27 protein-coding genes are annotated in these 26,368 nt (G+C 36.5%); 3 read left to right on the plus strand and 24 right to left on the minus strand.

Features of this window, described 5'->3' with window-relative positions; all coding sequences use genetic code 11:
• Window positions 1-10: 10 nt before the first annotated feature.
• The 5 genes from recJ to MHI57_RS08045 form a co-directional block, all read right to left on the minus strand.
• Window positions 11-2,350, minus strand: a complete 2,340-nt coding sequence (gene recJ, locus MHI57_RS08025; RefSeq protein ID WP_340975738.1) for a single-stranded-DNA-specific exonuclease RecJ — start codon at window positions 2,348-2,350, stop codon at window positions 11-13.
• Between the two features lie 51 nt (window positions 2,351-2,401).
• Entirely contained in the window at window positions 2,402-2,743 is a 342-nt protein-coding gene (locus tag MHI57_RS08030) for a LapA family protein (protein WP_095372441.1), read from the minus strand.
• Window positions 2,744-2,754: 11 nt separating this feature from the next.
• Window positions 2,755-3,654 carry a cation diffusion facilitator family transporter gene (locus MHI57_RS08035; protein WP_095372440.1) on the minus strand — a complete coding sequence of 300 codons (900 nt, stop codon included), beginning with the start codon at window positions 3,652-3,654 and terminating at the stop codon, window positions 2,755-2,757.
• A 271-nt stretch (window positions 3,655-3,925) separates the two neighbouring features.
• Window positions 3,926-6,193, minus strand: a complete 2,268-nt coding sequence (gene secDF, locus MHI57_RS08040; protein WP_095372439.1) for a protein translocase subunit SecDF — start codon at window positions 6,191-6,193, stop codon at window positions 3,926-3,928.
• Between the two features lie 231 nt (window positions 6,194-6,424).
• The gene (locus MHI57_RS08045) at window positions 6,425-6,712 is read right to left on the minus strand and encodes a post-transcriptional regulator (protein WP_233435379.1); all 288 of its coding nucleotides are present in this window, start codon (window positions 6,710-6,712) and stop codon (window positions 6,425-6,427) included.
• Between the two features lie 131 nt (window positions 6,713-6,843).
• On the opposite strand from MHI57_RS08045, the gene spoVB reads away from it, so the two are divergent.
• Window positions 6,844-8,400 (plus strand): stage V sporulation protein B, encoded by a 1,557-nt coding sequence (gene spoVB / locus MHI57_RS08050; RefSeq protein WP_095372437.1) that lies wholly within the window; start codon window positions 6,844-6,846, stop codon window positions 8,398-8,400.
• A gap of 66 nt (window positions 8,401-8,466) precedes the next feature.
• Here spoVB and MHI57_RS08055 read toward each other — a convergent pair whose 3' ends face one another.
• Window positions 8,467-9,129 (minus strand): DUF421 domain-containing protein, encoded by a 663-nt coding sequence (locus MHI57_RS08055; RefSeq protein ID WP_095372436.1) that lies wholly within the window; start codon window positions 9,127-9,129, stop codon window positions 8,467-8,469.
• 88 nt (window positions 9,130-9,217) lie between these two features.
• Between MHI57_RS08055 and MHI57_RS08060 the strand changes: the two genes are divergently transcribed.
• Window positions 9,218-9,664: a TIGR04086 family membrane protein gene (locus MHI57_RS08060; protein WP_307312773.1), complete on the plus strand. Its 447-nt coding sequence runs from the start codon at window positions 9,218-9,220 to the stop codon at window positions 9,662-9,664.
• A gap of 65 nt (window positions 9,665-9,729) precedes the next feature.
• Here MHI57_RS08060 and yajC read toward each other — a convergent pair whose 3' ends face one another.
• The 13 genes from yajC to MHI57_RS08125 form a co-directional block, all read right to left on the minus strand.
• Window positions 9,730-10,005, minus strand: a complete 276-nt coding sequence (yajC, locus tag MHI57_RS08065) for a preprotein translocase subunit YajC (protein ID WP_095372435.1) — start codon at window positions 10,003-10,005, stop codon at window positions 9,730-9,732.
• Between the two features lie 26 nt (window positions 10,006-10,031).
• The gene (tgt, locus tag MHI57_RS08070; RefSeq protein ID WP_095372434.1) at window positions 10,032-11,171 is read right to left on the minus strand and encodes a tRNA guanosine(34) transglycosylase Tgt; all 1,140 of its coding nucleotides are present in this window, start codon (window positions 11,169-11,171) and stop codon (window positions 10,032-10,034) included.
• A 30-nt stretch (window positions 11,172-11,201) separates the two neighbouring features.
• Window positions 11,202-12,230: a tRNA preQ1(34) S-adenosylmethionine ribosyltransferase-isomerase QueA gene (gene queA, locus MHI57_RS08075; RefSeq protein ID WP_307312771.1), complete on the minus strand. Its 1,029-nt coding sequence runs from the start codon at window positions 12,228-12,230 to the stop codon at window positions 11,202-11,204.
• A gap of 28 nt (window positions 12,231-12,258) precedes the next feature.
• The gene (locus MHI57_RS08080; RefSeq protein WP_095373638.1) at window positions 12,259-12,441 is read right to left on the minus strand and encodes a DUF2905 domain-containing protein; all 183 of its coding nucleotides are present in this window, start codon (window positions 12,439-12,441) and stop codon (window positions 12,259-12,261) included.
• Window positions 12,438-13,454, minus strand: a complete 1,017-nt coding sequence (gene ruvB, locus MHI57_RS08085; protein WP_095372433.1) for a Holliday junction branch migration DNA helicase RuvB — start codon at window positions 13,452-13,454, stop codon at window positions 12,438-12,440. Before ruvB ends, MHI57_RS08080 begins: the two co-directional genes overlap by 4 nt.
• A gap of 34 nt (window positions 13,455-13,488) precedes the next feature.
• Complete coding sequence (gene ruvA, locus MHI57_RS08090; protein ID WP_095372432.1) at window positions 13,489-14,088, minus strand: Holliday junction branch migration protein RuvA; 600 nt, start codon at window positions 14,086-14,088, stop codon at window positions 13,489-13,491.
• A gap of 200 nt (window positions 14,089-14,288) precedes the next feature.
• A complete protein-coding gene (gene mnhG, locus MHI57_RS08095) occupies window positions 14,289-14,663 on the minus strand; it encodes a monovalent cation/H(+) antiporter subunit G (RefSeq protein ID WP_095372431.1) in 375 nt (124 codons plus the stop codon).
• A complete protein-coding gene (locus tag MHI57_RS08100) occupies window positions 14,641-14,925 on the minus strand; it encodes a Na(+)/H(+) antiporter subunit F1 (RefSeq protein WP_095372430.1) in 285 nt (94 codons plus the stop codon). The genes mnhG and MHI57_RS08100 overlap by 23 nt, the downstream gene beginning before the upstream one ends.
• The gene (locus MHI57_RS08105; RefSeq protein ID WP_095372429.1) at window positions 14,922-15,401 is read right to left on the minus strand and encodes a Na+/H+ antiporter subunit E; all 480 of its coding nucleotides are present in this window, start codon (window positions 15,399-15,401) and stop codon (window positions 14,922-14,924) included. Before MHI57_RS08105 ends, MHI57_RS08100 begins: the two co-directional genes overlap by 4 nt.
• A 32-nt stretch (window positions 15,402-15,433) precedes the next feature.
• On the minus strand, window positions 15,434-16,921 hold the full coding sequence (locus tag MHI57_RS08110; protein WP_095372428.1) for a Na+/H+ antiporter subunit D: 1,488 nt from the start codon (window positions 16,919-16,921) through the stop codon (window positions 15,434-15,436).
• Window positions 16,914-17,252, minus strand: coding sequence for a Na(+)/H(+) antiporter subunit C (locus tag MHI57_RS08115; RefSeq protein ID WP_095372427.1), 339 nt, complete (start codon window positions 17,250-17,252; stop codon window positions 16,914-16,916). The genes MHI57_RS08110 and MHI57_RS08115 overlap by 8 nt, the downstream gene beginning before the upstream one ends.
• Before the next feature lies 1 nt (window position 17,253).
• Window positions 17,254-17,679 carry a Na(+)/H(+) antiporter subunit B gene (locus tag MHI57_RS08120; RefSeq protein ID WP_095372426.1) on the minus strand — a complete coding sequence of 142 codons (426 nt, stop codon included), beginning with the start codon at window positions 17,677-17,679 and terminating at the stop codon, window positions 17,254-17,256.
• Window positions 17,679-20,093 (minus strand): Na+/H+ antiporter subunit A, encoded by a 2,415-nt coding sequence (locus tag MHI57_RS08125; protein ID WP_157733924.1) that lies wholly within the window; start codon window positions 20,091-20,093, stop codon window positions 17,679-17,681. The genes MHI57_RS08120 and MHI57_RS08125 overlap by 1 nt, the downstream gene beginning before the upstream one ends.
• 294 nt (window positions 20,094-20,387) lie before the next feature.
• Here MHI57_RS08125 and MHI57_RS08130 point away from each other — a divergent pair, with 294 nt between their 5' ends.
• Window positions 20,388-21,077 carry a universal stress protein gene (locus MHI57_RS08130; protein ID WP_095372425.1) on the plus strand — a complete coding sequence of 230 codons (690 nt, stop codon included), beginning with the start codon at window positions 20,388-20,390 and terminating at the stop codon, window positions 21,075-21,077.
• 46 nt (window positions 21,078-21,123) lie between these two features.
• On the opposite strand, the gene MHI57_RS08135 is transcribed toward MHI57_RS08130, so the two are convergent.
• From MHI57_RS08135 to safA, 5 genes are all read right to left on the minus strand, one after another.
• Window positions 21,124-21,687: a tyrosine-type recombinase/integrase gene (locus tag MHI57_RS08135; RefSeq protein WP_095372424.1), complete on the minus strand. Its 564-nt coding sequence runs from the start codon at window positions 21,685-21,687 to the stop codon at window positions 21,124-21,126.
• A gap of 200 nt (window positions 21,688-21,887) precedes the next feature.
• The gene (locus MHI57_RS08140) at window positions 21,888-22,406 is read right to left on the minus strand and encodes an intercompartmental signaling factor BofC (protein ID WP_095372423.1); all 519 of its coding nucleotides are present in this window, start codon (window positions 22,404-22,406) and stop codon (window positions 21,888-21,890) included.
• 202 nt (window positions 22,407-22,608) lie between these two features.
• Window positions 22,609-23,244 carry a YhcN/YlaJ family sporulation lipoprotein gene (locus tag MHI57_RS08145; RefSeq protein WP_095372422.1) on the minus strand — a complete coding sequence of 212 codons (636 nt, stop codon included), beginning with the start codon at window positions 23,242-23,244 and terminating at the stop codon, window positions 22,609-22,611.
• 85 nt (window positions 23,245-23,329) lie between these two features.
• Window positions 23,330-24,316 carry a phosphotransferase gene (locus MHI57_RS08150; RefSeq protein WP_095372421.1) on the minus strand — a complete coding sequence of 329 codons (987 nt, stop codon included), beginning with the start codon at window positions 24,314-24,316 and terminating at the stop codon, window positions 23,330-23,332.
• Window positions 24,291-26,018 carry a SafA/ExsA family spore coat assembly protein gene (safA, locus tag MHI57_RS08155; RefSeq protein ID WP_340975749.1) on the minus strand — a complete coding sequence of 576 codons (1,728 nt, stop codon included), beginning with the start codon at window positions 26,016-26,018 and terminating at the stop codon, window positions 24,291-24,293. The genes MHI57_RS08150 and safA overlap by 26 nt, the downstream gene beginning before the upstream one ends.
• Window positions 26,019-26,368 lie beyond the last annotated feature (350 nt).

A 26,368-nucleotide genomic window follows, 5' to 3' on the forward strand; every position in this document is an offset into this window, starting at 1 on the left:
CTTTGCCTCCTCAATTCACATAGGCATTCTGAAGCAGCCCATCAAACCAATCTTTTAATTGACCTGCTTTTGAATAAAGCAATTCATTTTCTAACTTCACTTGTTGTTGCTTTATGCAAAAAGCCTGTGATTCCGATAAATCTCTCTTTTGTTTTGCATCACTAAGAGAAATCATCCCATTATCTATTTTAACAAATTCTAGTTCAAAAAACACTTCAGTCATAAAATCAATATAAGAAACTTGCCAGCCTTTAAATTTAGCTACCTCTGCTTTTCTTTCTTCAAGGTTAAAAGGCCCTCTCTTAGCAATGAGCGCATAGTACCATTTAAAATGGTCACGGTTTGGAGTCGCCATAGAGAATATATCATTTGTTTGATAGAAATGACAATAAATTCTTTCTGGACTTTTCCCACGCAAAATAGCCTCTAGTCTTTCCTTTCGTGGTGGTAAATCACAAAAAACCACATGCTTACCATCTAATATAATATTTTCTGCCTCTTCGTCAGACAGAATCAACGATACATTGGGATTATAAGGTAAAAATTTATCATGATTTTCCTTATTAAATACGATCCATTCAGAGTTTTCATGATGGACATGTGTGACAATTGTGTCTAAACGTTTGGCGCCTCTAATATCAAATAATTGCCATTCTTGTATACGTATATCTTGGATAAAGACTTGTGGCTTCTTTATATTATTCCATTCGTTAATAGAAAGTTCCCCTACAATAGCAAGACTAGCATCCATAGAAATTTGTTCTGCGTATTCTCCAAATCCAAATCCAATTCCATCCAATGTCACATCATTATCTTCTAATGTAATCTTCAGATGTGTTTTATTGGTCCCAATTCTCTTTAACAGACTGACATTTGCCTCTTTTAACATTACTTTCGGCTTAGGATTATCAATACCAAACGGTGCCAATTGTTGTATTTCAGCGATCATTTCTAAATTAACATCAGCTACCCTTAATTCAGCATCTAGATTAGTAATCGGTATAAAGTCATCTTCGTTTAACTGTTCCTTCGCAAGCTGGATAAGCCTTTGACGAAGTATGTCAACATCATCAAGTTTCAAGGTCATTCCTGCAGCCATTGGGTGACCACCAAAATGAGGAAGGATATCTCGAGATTGCGACAGATTATGAAACAGATCAAAGCCAGTTATACTCCTCGCAGATCCTTTAGCTATTCCTTGTTGTGAATCGAAACTTAGACATATAACAGGACGATAATATTTCTCTACTAGCCTTGAAGCCACAATTCCAACAACCCCAGGGTTCCAACCTTCTTTACCTACTACAATGACCGGATTTTCCTCAATTGGATATTCCGCCTCAACTTGTTGAATCGCTTCTTCAGCCATGGTATGAACAATTGATTGTCGCTCTTTATTCATTTGGTCGATTTCTTCAGCTAACGCTTCAGCCTCAAGCGCATCTTCAGTTAATAACAATTCCACTGCAGGGTCCGCAGAATCTAATCTACCTACAGCATTTAATCTTGGTGCAATCGTAAAGCCGATTGTCTCTTCTGTCATCTCTGCTAATTTGACATTAGCTAACGATATTAATGATCTGATACCAAGATTCTGTGTTGATTGCAGCTTTTTAAGACCTTTCTTCACAATTAACCGATTTTCATCCGTCAATGAAACAAGGTCTGCAACTGTACCAATTGCAACAAACTCTAATAAATCATTTGGCACATTACCTAATAGAGCATGAGCAAGCTTAAATGCTACACCAACTCCAGCAAGTTCTTTGAAAGGATAACGACTGTCAGGAAGTTTCGGATGAATGATTGCCAGACACTCTGGCAAGACAGGGCCTGGTTCATGATGATCCGTAATAATTAAATCGATTCCCATTTCTTTAACCGCTTGCGCAGGTTCGATAGCAGCAATTCCTGTATCAACAGTAATAATTAACGAAACACCGATATCACTAGCATATTGAAATGCCGGAACATTTGGCCCATAACCTTCCGTAAACCGGTTAGGTATGTAAAATTGCACATCTGCTCCTAGTGATGTTAATGTTCTCATCATGACAGTAGTACTCGTAACACCATCGGCATCATAGTCTCCAAAAATCATAATCGATTCGTTATTTTTAATCGCTCGTTGTATACGCGAAACAGCCAAATCCATATCATTTAATAAGAAAGGATCGTGAAATTCTTTTTTTTCATCAAATAAAAAATACCGTGCTGATTCGACGGTATTAAAGCCGCGATTAACAAGTAATGTAGCCAACGCAGATGAAATATTTAATCCGTTTATGAGTTCCTCTACAGAGGCTTCATCTGATTGACGAACATTCCAACGCGTTTTAGAATGTAACATACGTTCACCCCTCAACTTTTACATTATACTAGAGCGTCGCATTCGTTTCAATTATTCTTTGTTGTTGCTTACCTTTAATTGTTTAGCATCATGAAATTCACTTTTCACTTGATGAGTTTTATCTGCTTCTTTTTGTCCCTCATTTCCTTTAAGCGCTACTAACTGTTTTTTCAACGATTTAACTTCTCTTTGTAAATTAAAAATTTTTATTAAACCGACTGAACTAACAATGAGACCTCCCATTAATACAGAACTTAAAATAACGAGAATCAGCGGCCAACTACTTTCGCCGAATAGATAATTAACCGTAACAGGATCGACGTTAATAACAGCAAAAATAGCGACAATTAATGTAAAAACAATACTGAGTAATATAATCCATTGATTTTTCATTTATTCCCCTCCTATGTATGATCATATGGAATCATTTGAATAAAAACGTTTTGCACTTGATGAAAAGCCATTAGTTTTTCTTTTGCATTTTTTACAATGAGATGACCGTCTTCAACAGTGAGAGATGGGTCTACGGCTATCTTTAAATCAATAATTAAGTAATGCCCATGCTCTCTTGCATGCAGCTCTTCTATTCGTTTAATTCCTTCTACTTTATCGACAGCAGAAAATAGATAACTTGATGCCTCAGGGCTTAACACATGATCCATTGTATTATGAATGGCTTCCTTCCCTAGTTGAAAAGCCATATGGAGAATCATAAAAGCTACTACTAAACCAATGACAGGGTCCGCATATTCTAGCCAATTGAGCCCTAATTTTCCTCCTATAATCGCACTACCTATACCAATTAATGCAGCTAATGAGGAATAGACATCTGAGCGGTGTTCATAGGCATTTACAATAAGTGCATCACTATTTAACTCTTTTCCCAGTTTAAACTTATATCTAAACATTCCCTCTTTTACTAGGATGGAAACAATCACAGCAATAATCGCGTATACCTTCGGAGCTTCAACAGGTTGAAATAATGATTGAAATGATGATATGAAAATCTCAATACCAACAAAGAATAGAAATACAGCAACAATAATTGCAGCAATTAATTCAGCTTTACCGTGTCCATATGGATGGTCCTCATCTGGAGGCCTTTTAGCTGCAATTAAGCCAATATAAACAGCGAGTGAACCTGCTACATCAGATGCTGAATGGATCGCATCCGCTATTAAAGCTTTACTACCAGAGTGAACTCCAATTACCCATTTGAAAATAGCTAGGGCAATATTTGCCCCCATTCCTAAAATTGCTGCATTCTCGGCCCGTTTAAACCTCACTTCTTTCTCAACAAGCATTTAAAAATCCCCCTCTTGATCATTCATCTACCTATTATTTCCATAACAACTAAAATCATAACCATAACTAGAGCGTGCCTCCTACTTTAACTAATACTGACTCTAAATGGAGGGGATAAAAAACGAGAGCAAACAATAAAGACCTAGCAATACCACCTATATACCTTACTAAACCCATACTTGCGATTTAGCAATGAATATAGTGACATCTATGTTATAAAAGCGATAAAAAAAGCATCTGCCATTTTATGCAGATGCTTGATATCTTCTTTTAAACTTGTGGTTCGTCCGTTTTCTGTTTCTTTTCTTTATAAGTAATTAATACACCATGCTTTTTCAGTTGCATACCTTTCCATGATAGCCACATTTGTGTCGCAAGGAAGATAGATGAATAAGTACCGGCAATTAACCCTATTAATAAAGCAATATTAAAGTTACGTATCGCTTCACTACCAAATATCAACAGTCCGAGTACAGCTAGTACGACTGTAATAATGGTATTAATTGATCGACCCAGCGTTTGCCGCAAACTTTGATTAGCTATTTGCGCAAGCTCCTCAAAGGTTTTAATTTTCTTCTTCCTAACCATATTCTCACGTATGCGGTCAAATGTAACGATTGTATCATTGATTGAATAACCAACAATGGTTAAGACAGCAGCTATAAATGTAAGATCCGCTTCTAGCCTTGTCACACTAAATATAACAACAATAAAGAAGGCGTCATGCAATAAAGCTAGTACTGCGGCTAAAGCCATCCTCCATTCGAAACGGATGGTGACATACAGAATAATTCCTATGGCCGCTATGGCTAATGCTTTTATTGCATTCATCGCTATTTCTTTACCTACTGTTGGGGTAACAGTACTAATGTTAGGAATACTTCCATATTCATCTTCTAGTTGTGATTGATACTCAGCAATTTGTTCTTTATTGAATACCTCGTCTTTTATACGGGCGACACCAATTTCATTATTATTACCGGAAATAACGATATCGTCCGTTTCTATACCTATTTCTGCTAAAGATGCTTGATAACCGTCTTCCGTTAACGGCTCATTAGACATTTGCTCAATTCTTGTTCCTTGTGAAAAGTCAATGCTCAAGTTTAAGCCGAATATAAAGAGCATAATAATTCCTAGGACGATCATCAAGCCAGAAAAACTATAGTATTTTTTCCGATGTTTAACGAAGTCAAAGCGGTCAAATTTAGTTGTTAAGTCTACTGTATCTAGGTTTTCATTTAATTGGTGTATATCTTTCTTATGAACACCGAACATGCCTGGCATGTTTTTAAACAGGTTACTATTTACACATAACCAGAGTAGTAATCTAGCTCCGTATACAGCCGTAATGAAACTCATCAAAATACTTAAAATTAAAGTCGTAGCAAACCCTTTTACAGAACTTGTCCCATAAATAAACAATACGCCAGCTGCTAACAATGTCGTTAAATTGGCATCAAAAATAGTTGATAAAGAGTTTTTACTACCTGCTTTAAATGCAGCTTTAATCGAACGGCCCACTCTTATTTCATCTTTTATTCTTTCATAAGTAATAATATTTGCATCTACTGCCATACCCACTCCAAGAATTAATGCCGCCACACCAGGTAATGTGAGTACCGCATTCATCAGATTAAATACGACTAATGTCAAATATAAGTAAACAGATAAAGTGATGACTGCAATGACTCCAGGAAGTCGGTAATAAGCAATCATAAAGATGAAAATCGCAGCAATACCTATTATTCCGCCAATAATGGTTTTATCTAATGCTGACTCACCAAATTGTGCACCAACAGAAGTCGAATAGACTTCATCTAACTTAACTGGTAATGAGCCTGCCGATAATAAATCAGATAAAGTTTTTGCTTCTTCTAAAGTAAAGTTACCTACAATTGAAACCGAATCTTGATTAAATACTTGACTCACTTGTGGGGCTGATAAGTATTTAGGATCTTCTTTTGTCGCTTCTTCGGCGAATGAATCTCCTTCTTCAAAATCTAACCAAATGACCAGTAGATTCTCCCCTGCTGGTTTGTTTACAATTTCTTGAGTAACTTCTCTAAACTTATCCGCACTCTTTAACTTAATAGAGACGCTCGGACGACCATTTTCATCGAATGTTTGTGATGCTCCCCCTTCAACAAGGTCACTCCCATCCATCAACACATTATCATCCACGTCTCTAAACGTTAGATTGGCCTCAGTTGAAAGCATTTCCCTAGCTTGCTCTTGATCTGTTACTCCAGCCAGTTGCACCCTAATGCGGTTGTCCCCTTCAATTTGAATATTGGGTTCACTTACACCAAGGACATTAATTCGGCGATCTAGGGATTGTGCTGTTGCTGACATTGCAGCTTGGTCAATTTCTTGGCCTTCTTTTGCAGGCGACACCTCATAAAGCACTTCAAACCCACCTTGCAAATCAAGACCAAGCTTTACATCTCCTAAAATATCTTTCGAAGTGAATCCCATCAAACTTGCAAATAAAATAATGATTAGAAAAAATGATAGAATTCTGCTACGCTTTACCATTATGTATATTTCCTCCTCACTTTCCAAACAAGCCCAAATATTGAGCTTTTTACCGTGACTTTTCTAACAGGATAAACGAAGTAAATATGATTATAACCGTTTAATGAAAACCTTTCTCAAGCGCAATATTATTATTATGAAACAAGAGGAAGGGACTGTCAATTTTATCAACATAGTTGTTGAGATAAACGTTTATGACTAGAGTACTAAGTGATGGATAACTAACTCGTTCTATTTTAGTAATTCCTTCATTTCCTCAGCATTTTCCAGAGAAAATTCTGTGTCCATATAAGCTTCAACAGTTGTATAGTTAATAAATTCTCCAACTTTTATCCCTAAAACATCTTCCACAATTTCAAATAATCGTATCGTTGATTTAGGTGTTTTCCACTTTTTCTTCTTTAAGTATTCCCATAATTGCGCTCTTGTCACATGTTCATATCCAAGAAAGCGAAACTCATCGATTTTTACATCAATTGCAGGTTCTACCTCTTCGAAAAAAATATCATAGGCATGCATTTTCAAATTCAACTCTCCTTTTTTTAAATATAACTCACTTTAATTACGAAAGCTTGTCATGCTTTGTCCATCTTCTTGCATATAGATTAATTGTATATGAATACCTTTCATTTGAGAAGGCAGGGTGTACAATGTCGAAATTTATTCAAGGAACGATTATTCTCTTATTTGCTGGACTTGTAACTAGAGTACTCGGGTTTATTAATCGGATTGTCATCGCAAGGTTCATTGGAGCTGAAGGTGTCGGTCTTTATATGATGGCTTTTCCTACATTTATTCTAGTCGTAACAATTACACAGCTTGGTTTACCCGTAGCAATTTCAAAAAATGTGGCGGAAGCGGAAGCAAGAGGAGATACGGAAAAAACAAAAAAAATCCTCATTGTTTCATTAGCTAGTACATTATCATTATCGATCTTATTTACACCAGCTTTAATTTTATTAACTCCCTATCTTTCAGAGCATTTATTAACAGATAACAGGACGCTATATCCATTATTAGCTATCGCACCTGTTGTGCCGATTATTGCCGTCTCTTCTGTCATACGCGGATATTTCCAAGGTAAGCAAAATATGAAGCCGGCCGCTTATTCACAACTTATTGAACAAGTTGTAAGAATCACATTAATTGCTGCACTAACTAAAGCATTTTTGCCATACGGGATTGAATATGCTGCAGCGGGAGCTATGCTTGCATCCGTAATTGGCGAATTAGCGTCACTCATTTATTTACTAGCATCATTTAAATTAAAAAAGAAGTTTAAGGTACGAAGACAATTTTTCCAACATATCCGTAAGGGCAAGGATACGTTTAAACAACTTATGGAAGTGGCATTACCTACGACTGGAAGTAGAATGATCGGTTCTGTCGCTTGGTTTTTAGAGCCAATTGTTGTAACTTATAGTCTTGCTATAGCTGGTGTTTCTACTATTGCTGCTACAGAAGGATATGGTGCCTTAACCGGATTTGCTCTTCCTTTGTTAATGCTACCATCATTCATTAATATGGCGCTCTCCACCTCACTCGTACCTGCCATTAGCGAAGCGAAAGCAGTAAATAACTTTCATTTAATTGAATATCGTCTGCAGCAAGCATTAAGGATTTCTTTAACCACAGGTGGTCTTTCAGTTGTAGTTATTTATATTCTGGCTGAACCATTAATGACTGTCATGTATGGTTCGACAACAGGTACCGACTTCCTAAAATTAATGGCGCCTCTTTTCCTATTCTACTATTTCCAACAGCCACTGCAGTCTGCGCTACAAGCCCTAGATTTAGCACGTGCTGCCATGATCAATAGCCTGATTGGTGCGGTTGCTAAAATTGCGGTTATCTTTATTCTTGGAAGCCAGCCTGCCTTTGGTATTACAGGAGTAGCGCTCGGGTTAATTGTCGGCTTTGTATTAGTTACTCTACTGCATTTCGCCACTTTGTTAAAAGCCATTTCTTATACCATTCATATGCGTGAATACTTAATCACATCGGGCGCTATGCTCCTAACCGGTTATATCGGATATATTACAATTAAGTACCTAAATTTCACCATCGTACCTACTATCCTATGTGGGGCAATGATTATGAGTTTACTCTATCTAATCATCATGATTTTCACAAAGCTCATTAGAAAAGGTGATGTACAAGGACTTCCGGGAGTCGGTCAGTTTTTAGCGAAATTTATGTTTAGATAGCCTTCATATAAAAAACTGAGTGACTAGATTTACACACTCAGTTTTTTCTACCCATGAACATCTTTTCTATTTCTCATCAATTAAATCAATATAAAATGTATTATTTTCAAAACTACATAAGGACACCCTTGAAATATCATGAACCCCTTTTTCCTTTAATTCTTTCTTCAACCATTCTTCATCCTTATTGATTAATGCTAAGTTTTCACTATTTATTCTCCCGTCCATGACAAGAGGAAGGGTAAATGTTGGGGTAAGGTCCGCTTGTGATGACTGATTGCTCTTTTCAATCACAGACAAGCTCCCGGATACCTCTAGTATTGCATATTCGACATCAGATATAAGTGAAATATCTTTTTCACGTAGTTGCATAAGGAGATCATCTAAATTGTAGCGCAGTTTTTTCATCGCTTTCTCATCAATCTTCCCTTTATTAATTAAAATGACTGGTTTTCCATCAACAAGATCCCTCATTTTCTTACTTTTTAAGGACCAATAGGCGGAAATAATCTGTACAACCATCAGAATAAGCATAGGAAGAATATTCCTAAATAATTTCTCGTCACTCTTCTCAATCGCAACAACTGCCAACTCAGCAATCATTATCGAAATGACTAAATCAAGTATACTAAGCTCACCAATTTCCCTTTTCCCCATGATACGATAGATGATAGTCATTAAAACATATAGTAAAATCGTTCGAAATATAACAATAAAATATTCTTCCAACATAGCCACCTCTTTAAAGATTAGCTTGTACAGGACTTCTCAATTTAATCAAATAGAGTAAGAAATATTTTATGATTTTGCTTCTATTTTGCCATCCGAAGAATATGCTTGTACAAAGGAATTTTATCAAAAGAGAAAGGGGAGGTTTCCAATCGAAGAATCGAAGGCATTAGGGACTTCCGTTTTACATGGCCTTATAGCCATTTTCACATTGGCAATTGTTAGTAGTTTTATTTTCGCTCTTATATTGAGGTTTACTTCCTTACAAGAGTCTTCTGTTCAATATGTAATGACAGCCATTTCTTTTATTGCCCTCTTTACTGGAGGTTTCATTTCAGGTGGGAAAGGAAAACAAAGGGGATGGATGCTCGGCGGGATAACTGGTGCGATTTATACAATCATTATTTTTTTATTCCAATATCTCGGTTTTGATAAACTATTTAATCCTCAACAAATCGTATACTTTATTTGCTATATTCTCATTGCAATGATGGGTGGTATTTTAGGTGTAAACATGAGTTCAAAATCAAAATAGGAGTTAAGTGAAAATGAAAAAAGCTGTTTGAAGTAGAGAAACTACTTCAAACAGCTTTTTCATTCTTAAACGGTACCGGGAGCTGATTCAGTTACTTCACGAATCGCTTGACGGTCGTATGTAAGACGGCTTCCATCGCCACACTTGATAACGACTTTGTCCTCATCGATTGCATCTACAAAACCATGTAAACCACCGATTGTAACTACTTTATCGCCTTTTTTCAGACTATTCTGCATTTGATTAACCGCTTTTTGACGTTTTTGTTGTGGTCTGATTAAAAGGAAATAAAACAGCACAAACATAATGACTAACGGCCCAATAGTAGCTAAAATATCCATATTCTCTTTTCCCCTCCTTTCAAGTATTAGAAGTTTTTCGCGTTCGGCTTATTAAAACCATATTTCTCGAAAAATTCTTCTCTAAAGTCACCTAGACGATCCTCTCTGATTGCCTCTCTGACCTTTTCCATTAATTTTAACAGAAAATAAAGGTTATGATAAGTTGTAAGCCTTATTCCGAAAGTTTCGTCACATTTTATTAAGTGTCTTATATAGGCACGACTATAATTTCGACAAGTATAGCAATCGCAATTCTCATCTAGTGGACCAAAGTCACGTGCATACTTCGCATTTTTAACAACTAATCTTCCTTCGCTAGTCATTAACGTGCCATTTCTTGCAATCCTTGTTGGTAATACACAATCAAACATATCTACCCCACGAATCGCACCATCAATTAAGGAATCCGGTGAACCGACACCCATTAAATAACGAGGCTTATGATTGGGCAGAAGTGGTGTTGTTTCTTCCAACACTCTATTCATTATATCCTTTGGTTCCCCAACTGATAACCCCCCTATTGCATAGCCAGGAAAATCAAGTGAAACAAGGTCTTTCGCACTTTGAGCACGTAAATCATTATATTCGCCACCTTGAACAATACCAAATAAACCTTGGTCGTTTGGTCGTTCATGTGCTTCTAAACATCTCTCGGCCCACCTAGATGTTCGCTCAACAGATTTTTTCATATATTCATGTGTAGCTGGGAAAGGTGGACATTCATCAAATGCCATCATAATATCTGAGCCCAGTGCGTTTTGTATTTGCATGGCCTTTTCAGGTGAAAGAAATAGTTTATCTCCATTCAAATGATTACGGAAATGGACACCCTCTTCTTCAATCTTTCTAAAATCACTGAGACTAAATACTTGGAATCCACCGGAATCAGTTAAAATAGCACGATCCCAATTCATGAATTCATGTAAGCCTCCCGCTTCCTTTATCAACTCATGTCCAGGTCGTAACCATAGATGATACGTATTACTTAAAATTATTCCTGCCCCCATATTCACTAGATCTTCCGGTGACATTGTTTTCACCGTCGCTAGCGTACCTACTGGCATGAAAACAGGTGTTTCAAATGAGCCGTGAGGTGTGTGAACACGTCCAAGTCTCGCACCTGTTTGTTTACATGTTTTTATCAATTCATAACGTATAGCTGTCATGACGTAACTCCTTTTCCATATCAAACTCTTTTATTTAATAAACATTGCATCTCCAAAACTAAAGAAACGATACCTTTCTTCTACTGCTTGCTTATATGCTTCAAGCACATGCTCACGACCAGCCAATGCACTAATAAGCATAATCAACGTTGATTTTGGTAAGTGAAAATTCGTGATCATGCCATCAATCGCCTTAAATTCATACCCAGGGAAGATAAAGATATCAGTCCAACCACTTGACTCTTCAAAACGTCCGTTAAAAGCAGTAGCAATTGTTTCAAGTGTTCTTGTTGAAGTTGTACCAACACTGATGATTTTATGACCACTTTCCCGAATTCGGTTCAACGTTTGAGCTGTTTCTTTTGTCATTTGATAGAACTCGGCGTGCATTTCATGATGATCGATGTCATCTACATTTACTGGTCTGAACGTACCTAAACCCACATGAAGGGTAATGAAAAGAATCTCAATTCCACGCGCTTTTATTTCTTCTAATAGTTCTTCAGTAAAATGTAAACCAGCTGTAGGTGCTGCAGCAGAGCCATTCTCCTTTGCATAAACCGTTTGATAACGATCTCGATCCTCTAGTTGTTCTTTAATATAGGGTGGCAATGGCATTTCACCTAATTGCTCTAATACCTCGTAAAAAATCCCTTCATATTTGAACTTGAGAACACGTCCACCATGGTCACTCTCTTCAAGGCATACCGCTTTCAGCTGACCATCGCCAAAGATAATTTCTGTCCCTACTTTCACCCGTTTCGCTGGCTTTACAAGTGTTTCCCATTGATCATTTTCAAGCTGTTTCAACAGTAACACTTCTAATTTTGCTCCCGTTTCTTCTTTCATTCCAAAAAGTCGTGCTGGCAATACTCTTGTATCATTCAATACTAGTGCATCACCTGGCTGTAAATATTCTAAAATATGTTTAAACACGTCATGACGGACCGCTCCCGTCTCCTTATCTAATACCATTAATCGGCTACTTGTTCTGTCTTTAAGCGGTGTTTGCGCAATTAACTCTTCTGGTAAATTAAAATCAAATAAATCTACTTTCATTTTGTCTCGTCTCCAACTTTTGAATAATTTAACGTGACTTCCCAATAAAATAGACAATTAAGGAAAGTATCACACTAATAATAATTGACGTTACAATTGGGAAATAAACAGTTGTATTCCCTTTTCTAAATACAATATCTCCAGGGAGCTTTCCTAAATTGAAAAAATGCATAAGAAAACCAATAACAAATAGAAGACCACCAATAATCATGAACCATTTTGGCAATTGGATGGCACCTCCATTTGAAAATGTTGATAAACAAGCTGTGTCGCAATTCTGCCCCTTGGTGTCCTTTGTAAAAAACCAATTTGTAATAAATAGGGTTCGTACACATCTTCTATCGTATGTGCTTCTTCTCCAATGGTTGCAGCAATTGTATCTAATCCTACTGGACCACCGCGAAAGCGCTCAATCATGCCCCTAAGTAACTTATGATCAATATGATCTAAGCCTAATCTATCGACCTGTAACATCTCTAATGCCTCGTTTGCAAACTGTTGGTTTACTGCACCATCCCCTCGCACTTGAGCATAATCCCTAACTCTACGAAGCAATCGGTTTGCAATACGAGGGGTTCCTCTTGAGCGTCGAGCAATCTCATCTGCCGCTTCTTCGTCTATTTCTGTATCGAGAATCGCCGCTGTTCTTACAACGATTTCCTTTAGTTGTCCCTCATTATAATATTCCAGTCTACTCATAACCCCGAACCTATCCCTTAAAGGTGCAGATAAAGAGCCTGCTCTCGTTGTAGCACCAACTAAAGTAAAAGGGGGAAGATCCAGTCTGACAGAACGAGCACTTGGGCCTTTTCCAATCACGATATCAAGACAAAAATCCTCCATTGCCGGGTATAATACTTCTTCTATTGCCCTTGGCAAACGATGAATCTCATCTATAAATAATACATCACCAGGCTCAAGTGAAGTCAAGACAGCCGCTAAATCACCAGGCCGTTCAATGGCTGGCCCTGCTGTTGTCCGAATATTAACGCCCATCTCATTACTAATAATCGTTGCTAAAGTAGTTTTTCCTAGGCCTGGTGGTCCGTAAAGAAGAACATGATCCAAGGTTTCATTACGCATTTTCGCTGCTTCTATGAAGATGCGCAAATTCTCCTTTACCTGATCTTGGCCGATATACTGTGCTAAGGTTTGTGGACGTAAGCTATATTCAAATGAGGTATCCTGATGATCCGCTTCTCCTGATATAATACGCTCATCCATTTGTTAACCATCCTTCCATGCCTTGCCTTCTTTCTTACTTAAGCAGCTTTTGCAAAGCCAATTTAATATACTGATCGGTAGTTAATGTTTCAGCACTTAAATCTTTCGTTATTTTCTTTAATTCTTTATCAGAATAGCCTAGTGCTTTTAACGCCAGAAGAGCTTCATCTAATTCATGGTTTCGATTACTTTTTATTTGTTTCTCTTCTGTAAATAAGTTCGGTAACAAGTCTGGTACAATATCAACTAGTTTCCCTTTTAAATCAAGAATCATCTGCCTAGCCGTTTTTTTACCTACACCTGGGAACTTCACAAGAAATGCCTCATCTTCATGCTCAATTGCATGAACAACCGCTTCTGGCTGACCTGTAGCAAGAACTGCCAGTGCTCCTTTTGGACCAATACCAGTTACATTGAGCAATTTCATGAATAAAGCTTTTTCCTGTCGTGATGTAAAACCATATAGTGATTCAATATCTTCTCTGACATGATGATATGTATAAATTTTCACTTCTTGATCGGTCGTATATCTAAATGGGTTTGGTGTAATTACTTGGTACCCAATCCCATTATTCTCAACTACAATGTATTCTGGCCCGATGAAGTCAACACGACCAATAATATATTCAAACAAAATTTATTCTCTCCCTCTTTTGCATACCTCCCACCATTATACTACAAAATCGCCTTGAAGAAAAAAGGATATCTATTTACGCTACGACTATCATTCCTTTCACCTGCAGACCACTGAGAATAGTGGACTAACCATTGCAAATTAATTGCACACGTTTGCAAGATTATCGCCGCTTAGGGAATAAAAGAAAAAACCAGCCATTAAGACTGGTCTCCTTCCCGATCTTTCCCTACCAATACTTTCTTTAACTCATCTTGAACAGTGACATCAGCCATTGGAACTTTTGAGCGATAAGCGGAGCGTGAGATGAGATGCGCTGATACAGGTGCAGTTAAAAAAACAAAGAAAATGACTAATATTAATCGAATACTAAAGACACCTTCATGAACAAGAAAAAAGATTAAAGTACCTACAAGCGTAAATAACACACCAATCGTCGAACTCTTTGAAGCTGCATGAGACCTTGTATATACATCTGGTAAACGCAAAATACCGATTGCACTAAGAAAACTAAACAATGTCCCTATAATAATGAGAATCCCTGCTCCTAACTCACTTGTTACGGTCAGATTCAATGACTTTCCCCCTCTCTAGAAAACGCGCAAAGGCTATCGTACCAATAAACGATAAAATTCCCAGTAATAACATGACTGAAAAGAACGCACTCGTCCGCATGAATATAGAAATGATCGCTATCGCCGCAATAATATTTACTCCTATATTATCAAGTGCCTGCACGCGATCCGGAATAGACGGACCCTTAATAAGCCGATATACTGCTGCTAAAATAGATAGGACAAGAAAACATAATGCAACTACTAATAAACTCTCAATCATCTTCCTGTCACCCTCTTAATAGACTTTTCGAATCGAACCTTGGACTTTAATAGCGATTCACTCGAAGTTGGGATATCAAGTCCATGAACATAAAACGTTTTGTTATCATTTCCTACCTCAACCACTACCGAACCTGGTGTTAAACAAAGGAGAAAAGAAAGCAATGCTAATTCGATATCACCTTCTAATTCTGTCTCCAATGTAAAAATGCCTGGCCTAATATCTAGTTTTGGTTTAATTACTTGTTTCACAACTTCCATACTAGATGTAAATAGCTCATGAATAAACACTAACAAAAGACTAAGGATGTTCATAAAAGTAACGATATAAAAATTATCATCAAAAAATCTTCTTATTAAAAATAAAATAAATATCCCTACAATATAACCACTAAAAAAAGATAAAAAACTCCATTCATCCTGCAAAAACATCCATAACGCAGCAATGAATAAATTGACTAGTACTTGCATAGCCATGCTCGCTCACCGCCCTTTCTATTAGAATGATATTAATCGCTATACCCTAGTAAAACGGCTTCAATATAAGAAGAAGGATTCATTAAAGATTCAACAGCTATATTCACGTAATCATATAATCCCTCTGCGCCTAATCCAAGTCCAACTGTTAACAAAACGAGTGTTACTATTGGAAACATGACACCTTTCGTGCTGCTCTTTTCCATATCTTCTGATAGAATCGTTTCTCCCCAAAAGCTGTTCATAAATATCTTCATGACAGAAAAGAGCACCATTAAACTCGTTATTAACCCAATTGCCCCTAGCCAGTAATAGCCAACTGCAAAGGTTCCTTCTGTTATATATACTTTGCCGATAAAACCGCTTAATGGAGGAATACCCGCTATTGAAAGAGCAACAATAAAGAACATCCATCCTAGGTAAGGGTGTGTCTTAATTAGACCACTAATATCATTCAGTTTGCTTGTACCTACAAGAGCAATAATCACACCGCCGATAAGGAAAATAACTGCTTTAATCACCATATCGTGTATTAAATAATAGATTGAACCAGTTAATCCTTCATGTGTATACGTAGCTAAGCCTGCTAATATAAATCCAACACCAACTATGACATTATATGTTAAAATCTTTTTAATATCATTAAAGGCAATGGCACCAATTGCACCGAGCAGCATAGTAATAGCAGCCATAATACCAATAATTAAATGTGTAACCTCAGGTTGATGATAAAAAATCAAAGTAAAGAATCTAAAGATCGCGTATATTCCTACTTTCGTAAGTAGCGCTGCAAAGATTGCCGCTACAGCTGTTGGAGGTGCACTATAAGATCCCGGTAACCAAAAGAATAAGAATAAACCCGCCTTTAAACTAAAGACAAATAAAAACATCATTGCCACTGCAGTAATAATCCCACTCTGCCCTACTTCTCCTACACGTTCTGCTAAATGTGCCATATTAATCGTCCCTGTTACTGAATATAAATACGCAACAGCTGCTAAAAATAGGAAAGATGCTAGTAGGTTGATTAACACATATTTGATTGACTCTCTTAATTGCTTCTTCTCTCCACCTAACGTGATTAATGCATAGGAGGAGATTAACATTACTTCAAAACACACGAATAAGTTAAAAACATCACCTGTGAGAAAAGAACCATTTACTCCTGTAATTAAGAATAGGAACAGGGGATAAAAGTAATGCCTTTCTCGATCCTCACCAATGGAACCAAAAGCAAAGATAAGACAAAGTAGACCAACAATACTTGTTGTCAATAAAAGTAGTCCCGAAAACATATCCGCTACCATACTGACACCAAAAGGCGCTTCCCAACCACCTAATTGTAATGTTTGAATACCATTATATTTCACCTGGTAAATCAAAAATCCTGAAATAACTCCCGTAGCTATTAGCGTAAACACACTTAAAATCTTATGGAAAAGTATTTTCTGTCTAAATATGACCATCACTAAACCAATAATAAGAGGTACAATGATCGGCATAATGACTAAGTTATTCATTCTCGTCACCTCTCATTTCTGCAGTGTTATCCGTCCCCAGCTCTTGATAGGCTCGGTAACTTAACACGAGAAACAAGGCTGTCGTTGCGAAATTGATAACTATAGCAGTTAAAATAAGAGCTTGAGGAAGCGCATCCGTAAAGGTTGTTGTATCTATCCCCAATAAAGGCGGACCTCCACTTTTTAAGCCCCCCATCGTAAGAATAAGCAAATGAACACCATGACTAATAATTGAAGTTCCTAAAATAATTCTTATCAAGCTCTTCGTTAATATTAAATACGTACCGATTGTAAATAAAACACCAATTAAGATCGACATTAAAGTTTCCATATTATCGATCCTCACTAATTGTCATAATAATAACCATTGCTGTTCCAATAACAGCTAAAGCTACACCTACATCAAAGAGCACAGCAGTCGCTAATTCGGTTTTCCCGAATATTGGTAAGTCGAAATAATCAAAAGCTTGGAATAGGAACGGCTGATCAAATAAGATTCCTCCCACTCCAGTAAATACCGCTATAAGCACACCAACAGCTGTTAAAACTTTAAAGTCAAACGGAAAGTTAACTCTAATTGAATCAATATCATATGTTAAAAACAAGAGCGTGAGAGCTGCTGCGAAAGCTAGCCCTCCAATAAATCCGCCTCCTGGATTGTGATGTCCAGCAAAAAACAAGTAAACAGCAAAGGTAAGAATAATGACTACTGCTACATTCGTTACAGCCCTTAAAATAATATCATTAGGCTTTTTCATTATTTCTCCCTCCTTGAAAATCGTAATTTAATCAGTGTATATACACTTAATGCTGTAATACATAGCACAAAGATTTCTAACATCGTATCAATACCCCTGAAATCAACTAATATCGCATTTACGATATTCTTCGCTCCTGCTAATTCATATGAATCCTCATAATAACTTGCTATCGGTTCAAATATTTGTGTACCATTTGCCGAAAACGCGAACACTGTTACCACTGCACCAACCGCAATCGATATAATTAAATTCAATGGCTTAAATGGAACACCTTTTTTATGCTTTTGCGTTTGCTCTTTGAATTTTGGTAAATGAAAAAAGCAAAGCAAGAATAAGGCTGTAGTGACCGTTTCTACTACTAGTTGAGTTAAAGCTAAATCTGGTGCTCTAAAAATGACGAAGAACAAGGATACTAAATAACCTAAAACACCTAGTGAGATAATAGCAGTCAACCTTGATTTCGCTAATAGTATTGTAAATGCAGCTACTAGCATGGAGAACATAATGGCTAACTCAAAAATGTTCACAGGGGCATCATTGGTCAAATCAATCGTAATAGAATTAGTAATGATTAATGTACCACCAATTAATAACACGAAGAATGTAAATATATAAGCAAGATAATCACGCGTGTACCCCGTCATATATTTATTTGTCACACTTGCTGCTATTCTTTGCGATGTTTCCAAACTATTATTGTATAGTGCATTAATGGTTAAATTTTGTGGATATAGACGATAAACTTTGGTCCACTTTTTCAACATTAGATACATGATTGTTCCTACAACAACGACGCCAATTGTCATATATAATTCGGCTGAAAATCCATGCCAAGCTGAAATATGGATATTCAGTACACCTTCTTCTATTAAAGAAGGAAGAATCGCTGATACGGCAGGAACTAATAATAAATCAGCAATCACATTAGGAAAGAAGAAAATAACAATAACCAATGACGCAAGGATAATAGGTGAAATAAGCATGCCTATTGGTGCTTCATGCGCCTTCTTCTCTAATCGATCTGGTTTATATTTCCCTCTAAATGTCTTAAAGACAAGAATCATACTGTATATAAAGGTAAAAACACTCGCAACCCAAGCGATAATTGGAAACAGTATACCTAATGTTTCCATATTAAATACATCCATTTCCGTTACTTTAACAACAGATGCAAAAAACATTTCCTTACTTAAAAACCCATTAAATGGTGGTAGACCTGCCATTGCAAATGAACCAATTAAGGCAACTGTAAATGTGATAGGCATAACAGTCATTAAACCACCTAGACGTCTAATATCACGCGTACCAGTTTCATGGTCAACGATGCCCACTACCATAAATAAGGCACCTTTAAATGTAGAGTGATTAATCATATGAAAAATAGCTGCTGTAATCGCCGCTGCATACACAGCAGCTTCATTTCCGTAACCGAAATAAAGGGCAGCTGATCCAATTCCAAGCAAGCTCATAATCATTCCCAATTGACTGATGGTGGAATATGCCAGTAATCCTTTTAAATCAATTTGTTTCACAGCGTTGAATGAACCATACAATAGCGTAATTAATCCAACAATTGATATAATCCAAAACCATTCTGCTGTACCACCAAATATGGGGGTTAATCTTGCAACTAAATAAATTCCTGCTTTAACCATTGTTGCTGAATGCAAATAAGCACTAATTGGTGTAGGCGCCTCCATTGCATCAGGTAACCAAATACTAAAAGGAAACTGTGCTGATTTTGTAAAAGCACCTAGTAAAATTAATATCATTGCTGGTAAGAATAAATCATGAGCAATGATTGTCTCACTCATAGCAAACATTTCTCTAATGCTATACGTGTCCGTTATCATCGATAGCATAATAAAACCAGACAACATCGCTAAGCCGCCAAAAATCGTAATTAACATTGATTTTTGCGCACCATATCTGGATTTTTCTCTCTCATACCAATAGGCAATTAATAAAAAGGATGAGATACTCGTTAATTCCCAGAAAACATATAGAACAAGTATATTATCTGAGAATACAAGTCCTAGCATCGCTCCCATAAAAAGAAGGAGATACACATAAAAATTGTGAAGTGCTTCCTTTTCTTTTGATAAATAATAAATCGAATATAAAATAACGAGTGCACCAATACCCGTGATCAGTAATCCAAAGATCAAACTTAATCCATCTACATACATATCTAAATTAATACCAAACGAGGGGATCCATGGTATCGTTTCGTATATTGTTGCTCCTGAGGATATTTTAGGAATTAATTGAAGCAAATAAACGAATATAATAATAGGAATTAGAATAACAAACCAACCTGTATGCAATCTTTTATTGAAGTATTTATATAACAGCGGGACAAAAATCGCAAAAACAAATGGAATTAAAATCATGATGTGCAATATCGTCAACCGTAGTCCCTCCTCCTGAAATGACTGTGAATAGGTGAATATTAATAAAAAAAGCTTTTTAAAAATGGGGTGTCATACTTATTCTGTCTTATGTTAATTTATCCATTACATTAATGTTTTAATTAGGGGAAAATAATGTTTCTAACTATCTTGCCACATTTCAAAAATGGCAGAATTCATTAAATTTCATTTTTTAATTGACTGTTTCATTCGCATAGGATATAGTCATACATAGTTTATTGATATTAAATGTAAATTTTTATGAATTTCACATCTATTTCGAGGTGACAAAACATGAAAAAAATTAAAGGACGTATGGACGAAAGCATTTTAGTATGCGTCTATTATGGACCAAATGGTGAAAGACTTATTCAGCGTGGATGCAAGATTGCAAACATGATGGATTGCCCTCTATATATTTTAACGATTGACCCTAAGCCTTTTGATGATATGGATGCAGAGAAGTCTCATTATATTACGAAATGGCAGCAATTAGCTGAAATGCACAGTGCTGATGCTTTCATTTTAAAAGATAATGAAAGAAGACCTGTTTCTAAAGTTATTGCTGATGTCGCTCGCGAAAAAAATATAACACAAATCATTCTTGGGCAAACGGCTCAAAGCCGCTGGGAGCAAATTGCAAAAGGGTCTATTATTAACTCTCTATTAAGAGAAGTACCTTTTGTCGACCTGCATATTATCTCAGTATCACGATCATTAAAAGATGAAGAAGGTCATTTTGAAAAAGGTGTTCGCGCTTATCTAATTAAGGACGGGGACCATTATCGACTCACTTTCAAATATTCTAATGATGTAGAATATGAAGGTATATTCTTCAAAGATCTCGGTACCGATTTTAATAATGGTGTGTTTAAGTTCATGAAAGATAAAAAAACACTGCAGGTTGAATGTACAGATGATGTCATAAAAGATTTCAAAAACGTTGATATGGCTCCTGAATTTGACGAGGAAGATGAAAAATAATACTTTCTTTCCTCTTAACGCCTCCAATTATATGGAGGTGTTTTTTTTATAAATTGACATCTACTTTTATTAGCTTTTTATCGAATTTATCAATCCCAATATACCTTAACGTTTCAGCTGGCGTATTGTGATTGTATATGTTCATTAGAATGGAAATGGCAATTCCTTTTCGATAGGCATGGTAACCAAAAGTTTTTCTTAATGTATGCGTACCAATTTTCCCTTGTACACCAACCTTTTTTGCCGCTTGGTTAATGATACGGTAAGCTTGTTGCCTTGTAATAGGTTGTTTGTTCTTTTTAGATTTAAATAAATAATCGTTGTCATTTAATTTAAATAACTTCATATAAGAAGCTAGTTCTTTCAAAATGCTGTTATTTAAATAAAATGCACGAGAATCACCATTCTTTTCATCCTTAATATATAAAAATTCTTTTAAGCCCTCTTCCTCCCATAAATCTTTAACCTTTAAAAATAATAAATCACTCACTCTTATCCCTGTATTAATCCCTAAGACAAACAGGAGTACATCCCTTTGTGAATGCAATCTTAATTCTGATTTAATTTTGTTAATGTCTTCTATATCCTTAATCGGATCCACAAACTCCACAGGATTTCCTCCTAGAAATTTTAATGTAACTTAATTGTATGTTATCAAAAATTAAGTTACATTACAACTTGTAAGTATACGGTTTAGCCCATTTATTTATATTTTTAAAATTGCTACCATTCTTGATTTTCCTCACTCCAAGACAAAATAAACTTTTACTCATTTAAAATAGCGACCTATAAAAGGTCGCTACAGTTCATTTATAAAGAATAGCCGCTAAAAGATTTTAAAACTTCCATGTAATCATTCTTTGACTTAATTGGAATCCCTTGTTTCAACTGCTCGCATTTTTTACTTTCAAGCTTTCCTAAATCAATAGAAAAGAATGATTGAATAATTTGTGCCTTTCTAGGTTCTCCATTAAAAATGGTGAGTACACCATCTTCAGTAATGCCAAAATAACCATTTGCCTTTAATAATGGCGAAATATCATTTACTTGTTGACGAAAAACCATTTCTCCTTTTTTCATATCCATTAATTGCCACTCATCGTATTTTGCCCATAAATCTTCAAATGACCATATCGTTTCGCGCACTCGTTCCTGACTAATTTCCCCATCAATATATTCTCTTTCTAAAATAATATCTATTTGTTCTGGTTTAATTTCTTTTATTGTTTGGTTTTCATTCCCACGACTTACAGCTTGGACGCTATTATGAATACTAAAGGGAAAAGTGATGAGTAAGATAATTAAGGTTATCGCACTTAATTTCTTCATTATTGCCCCTCCTTCACCAAGTATATCCACCTCTTAATACTATATATTTTCTCCACTTTTTTTTTCCTTATACGCATACTCCCGATTGAGCCTATTCATAGGACTAAAATCAAATAACAAACATTAGGTAAATCATCTAACTCCAAAAAAAATGCACGAACAAATTTAATTTCCAAACTTGTTCGTGCTTCATTTATATTGATTACTTTGAATAAAAGATTTCATCAATATTCTCATTTATTTTTTCCATTGGGAGACCTGCTTTTACATCATTATCAATTGTATTTAGGCGAAAGAATTGACTTTCGTTCGTAACAATTCTCACTTTTCTCTCTCCAACAAAGGATTTTACCTTTGAAAAAACCTCTTGTTCAACTTGCTTTTCATCCGCATCTTTATTTAGTCTTAAAGCAATTACTATCTTCCCGTCATGCTCAGCCGCTCTCGCTTCTTTTACTTGCTCTACTTCTTCTGCATCATGGATAACTTTTTCAATTAATTCTCCTTCATAAGATTGATAATAGTTAGACCGCGGTACATGATTATACTCAATATGGCCATTATAATTGACATCTGTTTTGCTGAATTTCCCATCTCTTGTTGTATCCGTTTCATCTCCTAGAGAATGATCCATCCACTCTGTTACTGCACCATCATCATCATTTAATAGCTTAAATTTCGATTTTTGATTATGCTGTTCATTCGTATAATAACCCATAGGTACCGTCCGATTCCGGTTCTCATCTGTCGTCTCACTCGCATCGTTATTCGTACCACAGGCAGCTAAACTCATCGACATCACAACAGCAAAAGGGACAAATAGAATCTTCTTTTGCATTTAACATACCCCCACTGGTAATATTGGAGATTTTTCATCTCTTTACTATTTTGCAAAAAACAAGGGGCAGTCATACAAATTAGATTTATCCATCTATTCTTTTTTTCAGCTCTTCCACAAATAATTTCCTTTTCTGAAATTGATCAATGGTTAAGGATAATAATGGTCGCATTTTCTTTGGATAAATATAGGTTCGTTCTCGAATACACCTGTTCCACTCCCGAAAGACATCAGTTGGATAAGAGAGAGCGTACAAAGATTGGTTACTAGTAGTGAGTTCCTTTAATTGAGGGAACTTCTCCATTTCATTTAACTCCCAATCAAGCGTTGGCAAAATTCTGTTTGCGTACTGTAAATAATCATATTCCTTTTGGCCAATGGATATTAAGTCAAAATCAATTAAAAATAATTGGTTACTATCATCGCGAATAAAATTATGATGAGCCACATCACCGTGAAGTATCACTTCATTCGCTTCAATTGTCTGTTCTTTTCCCCCCATACCAGATAAAGACCAATCTGCCCATGCTAAATATTCAGCCATTATCTCTTTTGGTATAAAATACTTTAAAATACTTTCATTTTTTTTGAATTGCACAGTCCGAATTCTCCATTTATCTCGCTGGTGGTGGGGGGACAATAATGTAACATAACGATCCTTTAATTTTTTTGAGACATGATGAAATTTGTCAATGAGATCTAACCCTTCTTTACGGTTGGTTTCGTTTTGGTAAGTAAAAGGCTGTTCAGAAGGGAGGATATAAAATAAGCATCCAAAATAAATTCCATCGAAAAATAACGGTGGATCCTTTGCTAAAGGAAGAAAGGAATAAGTATGAACAAACCCCTCCTTTATTAATGAAGAGGTAAATGTTTCTTGAAGTTTAAACTTATGATAAGAACGAAACCCTTTTAATATAAATGGTGTGTGGTTTGTTTCTACTTTAAAAACATTTTGCCTGATTTGATTAATTTCTAATATGGTCCATGGTATTTGCTTTTGTAAATAGGAGAGGAGACGATTATGATGATCGTCTCCTTTAACATTATCCTTCGAAGTCACTGCTTTCATCATAGCCTCTTGGCATTCCAAACGGTTGTGCGCCACCCATTGGTGCATAGCCATATGGGGAACCATGGTGCGGCATCGGACTATAAGGATAGCCAAAACCCTGATTCATCGGTGCTTGATATTGAGGGCCACCACACCCACAATCTTGTGTTCCTGCTACAGTTGGAGGCATTGACATTTGACTGTGGCTAGGACTTAACGGCATCTGGCTTTGACTTGGACTTAACGGTAATTGTTCTCCTGACTCACTCACACCTTGCACCTGTGGATAGAACGGCATTACACCATGATGATGCATCATATGATGTGGCGGGCATGGCGGTGGACATGGTGGCGGGCATGGATAGCAAGGCTGCTGCATCGCCGGCATCATATAAGTCGGTTGTAGCGGTAATTGCTGATCAAACGCTCCTCCTACTTGTGGTGGAAGCTGTGCTTGTTGATCATAGGCACCACTCACTTGCGGCGGGAGCTGTGCTTGTTGATCATAAGCACCGCCCACTTGTGGAGGGAGCTGCGCTTGTTGATCGTACATACCTCCTACTTGCGGCGGGAGCTGTGCTTGCTGATCATACATACCTCCTACTTGTGGCGGGAGCTGTGCTTGCTGATCGTACATACCTCCTACTTGCGGCGGGAGTTGCGCTTGCTGATCGTACATACCTCCTACTTGTGGCGGAAGTTGTGCTTGCTGGTCGTACATACCTCCTACTTGTGGCGACAGTTGTGCCTGTTGTTGATTTTGATATGGTGACATATATGAAGAACTTTCTTCATGATAATTCGGACTCTCTACACCCGCTACCATACCTTGTTGCTGATAGGGGTTGTAAGCACCTTGATTTTGAGGATAGTAAGGCTGTTGCATGCCAGGTTGGAACATATTAGGGTTATAAGGATACATAAGTTGATCATAACCTCCTTGGATTTGCTCCTTCCCTTTAATAGAAGGAGATTGTGATGCCTCAGTCGACTTAGGTAAGATATTGGTTGGTTTTGGTGGTAATTGCGGCATAGGTTTTAATGGCTTTTGTTCTTGAACAGGTTTTAATGGCTTTTGCTCTTGAACAGGCTTTAACGGCTTTTGCTCTTGAACAGGTTTTAACGGCTTTTGCTCTTGAACAGGCTTTAACGGCTTTTGTTCTTGAACAGGCTTTAACGGCTTTTGTTCTTGAACAGGTTTTAAAGGTTTTTGCTCTTGAACAGGTTTTAAAGGTTTTTGCTCTTGAACAGGTTTTAACGGCTTTTGTTCTTGAACAGGCTTTAACGGCTTTTGTTCTTGAACAGGTTTTAAAGGTTTTTGCTCTTGAACAGGTTTTAACGGCTTTTGTGTTTCGAAATTCATCATATAGTAGTTGTTTATATCGATATCCGGCAGGATTTGTTTAGGCATTTTAGGTTTATACGGTTTTTTCACTTCTTTTTTTACTGCTTCTTTCTTTACTTCTTCCTTCTTTACCTGTTCTTTCGGCATCTCTTTTGGCATTTCTTTTTTAGAGCCTACGTTAATCTTTGTTCCTGATAGGGGTGCTTCCTTCTTAATCATCCCACCTGCTCCTGGTACTTTAATTTTCATACCCGGCATAATCATATCAGGGTTACTTAACTGAGTATTCATCTTTTTAAGCTCTTCGAAATTCACGCCGTACTTCTTCGCAATCTTCCATAGGGTATCACCCTTTTGAACGATATGGATTTTCACGCTGGTTCCCTCCTATACAAAACAAACTTTCATTGATGAGAGCTTTATACCATCAATGATTATAACGAATCGGGATAAAAAGTAGCTGCCTAACACCTATAAATACGTGCGGGCTCATACCTACTTCTCGACGAGTCCATATATTCTATGAAGGAATGGGCAAATTGCTAATAATCTTCAAAAAAACTTATGCAGAAATCATGAAAATTATGATAAACATTAAAGGAAAGCACAAAAAAAGGATTTTTTTAATGAAAATTCTGAACAGACTTATGAAATGATTTTTTGTCCACAGCAACATTTTTTGATTCACCCATAAAAAAAACTACCTAATGAAAGGTAGCCTTATT

This window comes from Cytobacillus sp. FSL K6-0129 (assembly GCF_038007625.1).
Taxonomy (GTDB): domain Bacteria; phylum Bacillota; class Bacilli; order Bacillales; family Cytobacillaceae; genus Cytobacillus; species Cytobacillus kochii.

Excerpts from the sequence above, each read along its gene's own strand:
- recJ (WP_340975738.1), bottom strand. The coding sequence starts at position 2,350 with ATGTTACATTCTAAAACGCGTTGGAATGTTCGTCAATCAGATGAAGCC.
- MHI57_RS08030 (WP_095372441.1), bottom strand. The coding sequence starts at position 2,743 with ATGAAAAATCAATGGATTATATTACTCAGTATTGTTTTTACATTAATT.
- MHI57_RS08035 (WP_095372440.1), bottom strand. The coding sequence starts at position 3,654 with ATGCTTGTTGAGAAAGAAGTGAGGTTTAAACGGGCCGAGAATGCAGCA.
- secDF (WP_095372439.1), bottom strand. The coding sequence starts at position 6,193 with ATGGTAAAGCGTAGCAGAATTCTATCATTTTTTCTAATCATTATTTTA.
- MHI57_RS08045 (WP_233435379.1), bottom strand. The coding sequence starts at position 6,712 with ATGCATGCCTATGATATTTTTTTCGAAGAGGTAGAACCTGCAATTGAT.
- spoVB (WP_095372437.1), top strand. The coding sequence starts at position 6,844 with ATGTCGAAATTTATTCAAGGAACGATTATTCTCTTATTTGCTGGACTT.
- yajC (WP_095372435.1), bottom strand. The coding sequence starts at position 10,005 with ATGGATATTTTAGCTACTATTGGGCCGTTAGTCATTATGTTTGTGCTG.
- tgt (WP_095372434.1), bottom strand. The coding sequence starts at position 11,171 with ATGACAGCTATACGTTATGAATTGATAAAAACATGTAAACAAACAGGT.
- queA (WP_307312771.1), bottom strand. The coding sequence starts at position 12,230 with ATGAAAGTAGATTTATTTGATTTTAATTTACCAGAAGAGTTAATTGCG.
- MHI57_RS08080 (WP_095373638.1), bottom strand. The coding sequence starts at position 12,441 with ATGATTATTGGTGGTCTTCTATTTGTTATTGGTTTTCTTATGCATTTT.
- ruvB (WP_095372433.1), bottom strand. The coding sequence starts at position 13,454 with ATGGATGAGCGTATTATATCAGGAGAAGCGGATCATCAGGATACCTCA.
- MHI57_RS08100 (WP_095372430.1), bottom strand. The coding sequence starts at position 14,925 with ATGATTGAGAGTTTATTAGTAGTTGCATTATGTTTTCTTGTCCTATCT.
- MHI57_RS08105 (WP_095372429.1), bottom strand. The coding sequence starts at position 15,401 with ATGGCTATGCAAGTACTAGTCAATTTATTCATTGCTGCGTTATGGATG.
- MHI57_RS08110 (WP_095372428.1), bottom strand. The coding sequence starts at position 16,921 with ATGAATAACTTAGTCATTATGCCGATCATTGTACCTCTTATTATTGGT.
- MHI57_RS08115 (WP_095372427.1), bottom strand. The coding sequence starts at position 17,252 with ATGGAAACTTTAATGTCGATCTTAATTGGTGTTTTATTTACAATCGGT.
- MHI57_RS08120 (WP_095372426.1), bottom strand. The coding sequence starts at position 17,679 with ATGAAAAAGCCTAATGATATTATTTTAAGGGCTGTAACGAATGTAGCA.
- MHI57_RS08130 (WP_095372425.1), top strand. The coding sequence starts at position 20,388 with ATGAAAAAAATTAAAGGACGTATGGACGAAAGCATTTTAGTATGCGTC.
- MHI57_RS08140 (WP_095372423.1), bottom strand. The coding sequence starts at position 22,406 with ATGAAGAAATTAAGTGCGATAACCTTAATTATCTTACTCATCACTTTT.
- MHI57_RS08145 (WP_095372422.1), bottom strand. The coding sequence starts at position 23,244 with ATGCAAAAGAAGATTCTATTTGTCCCTTTTGCTGTTGTGATGTCGATG.
- MHI57_RS08150 (WP_095372421.1), bottom strand. The coding sequence starts at position 24,316 with ATGAAAGCAGTGACTTCGAAGGATAATGTTAAAGGAGACGATCATCAT.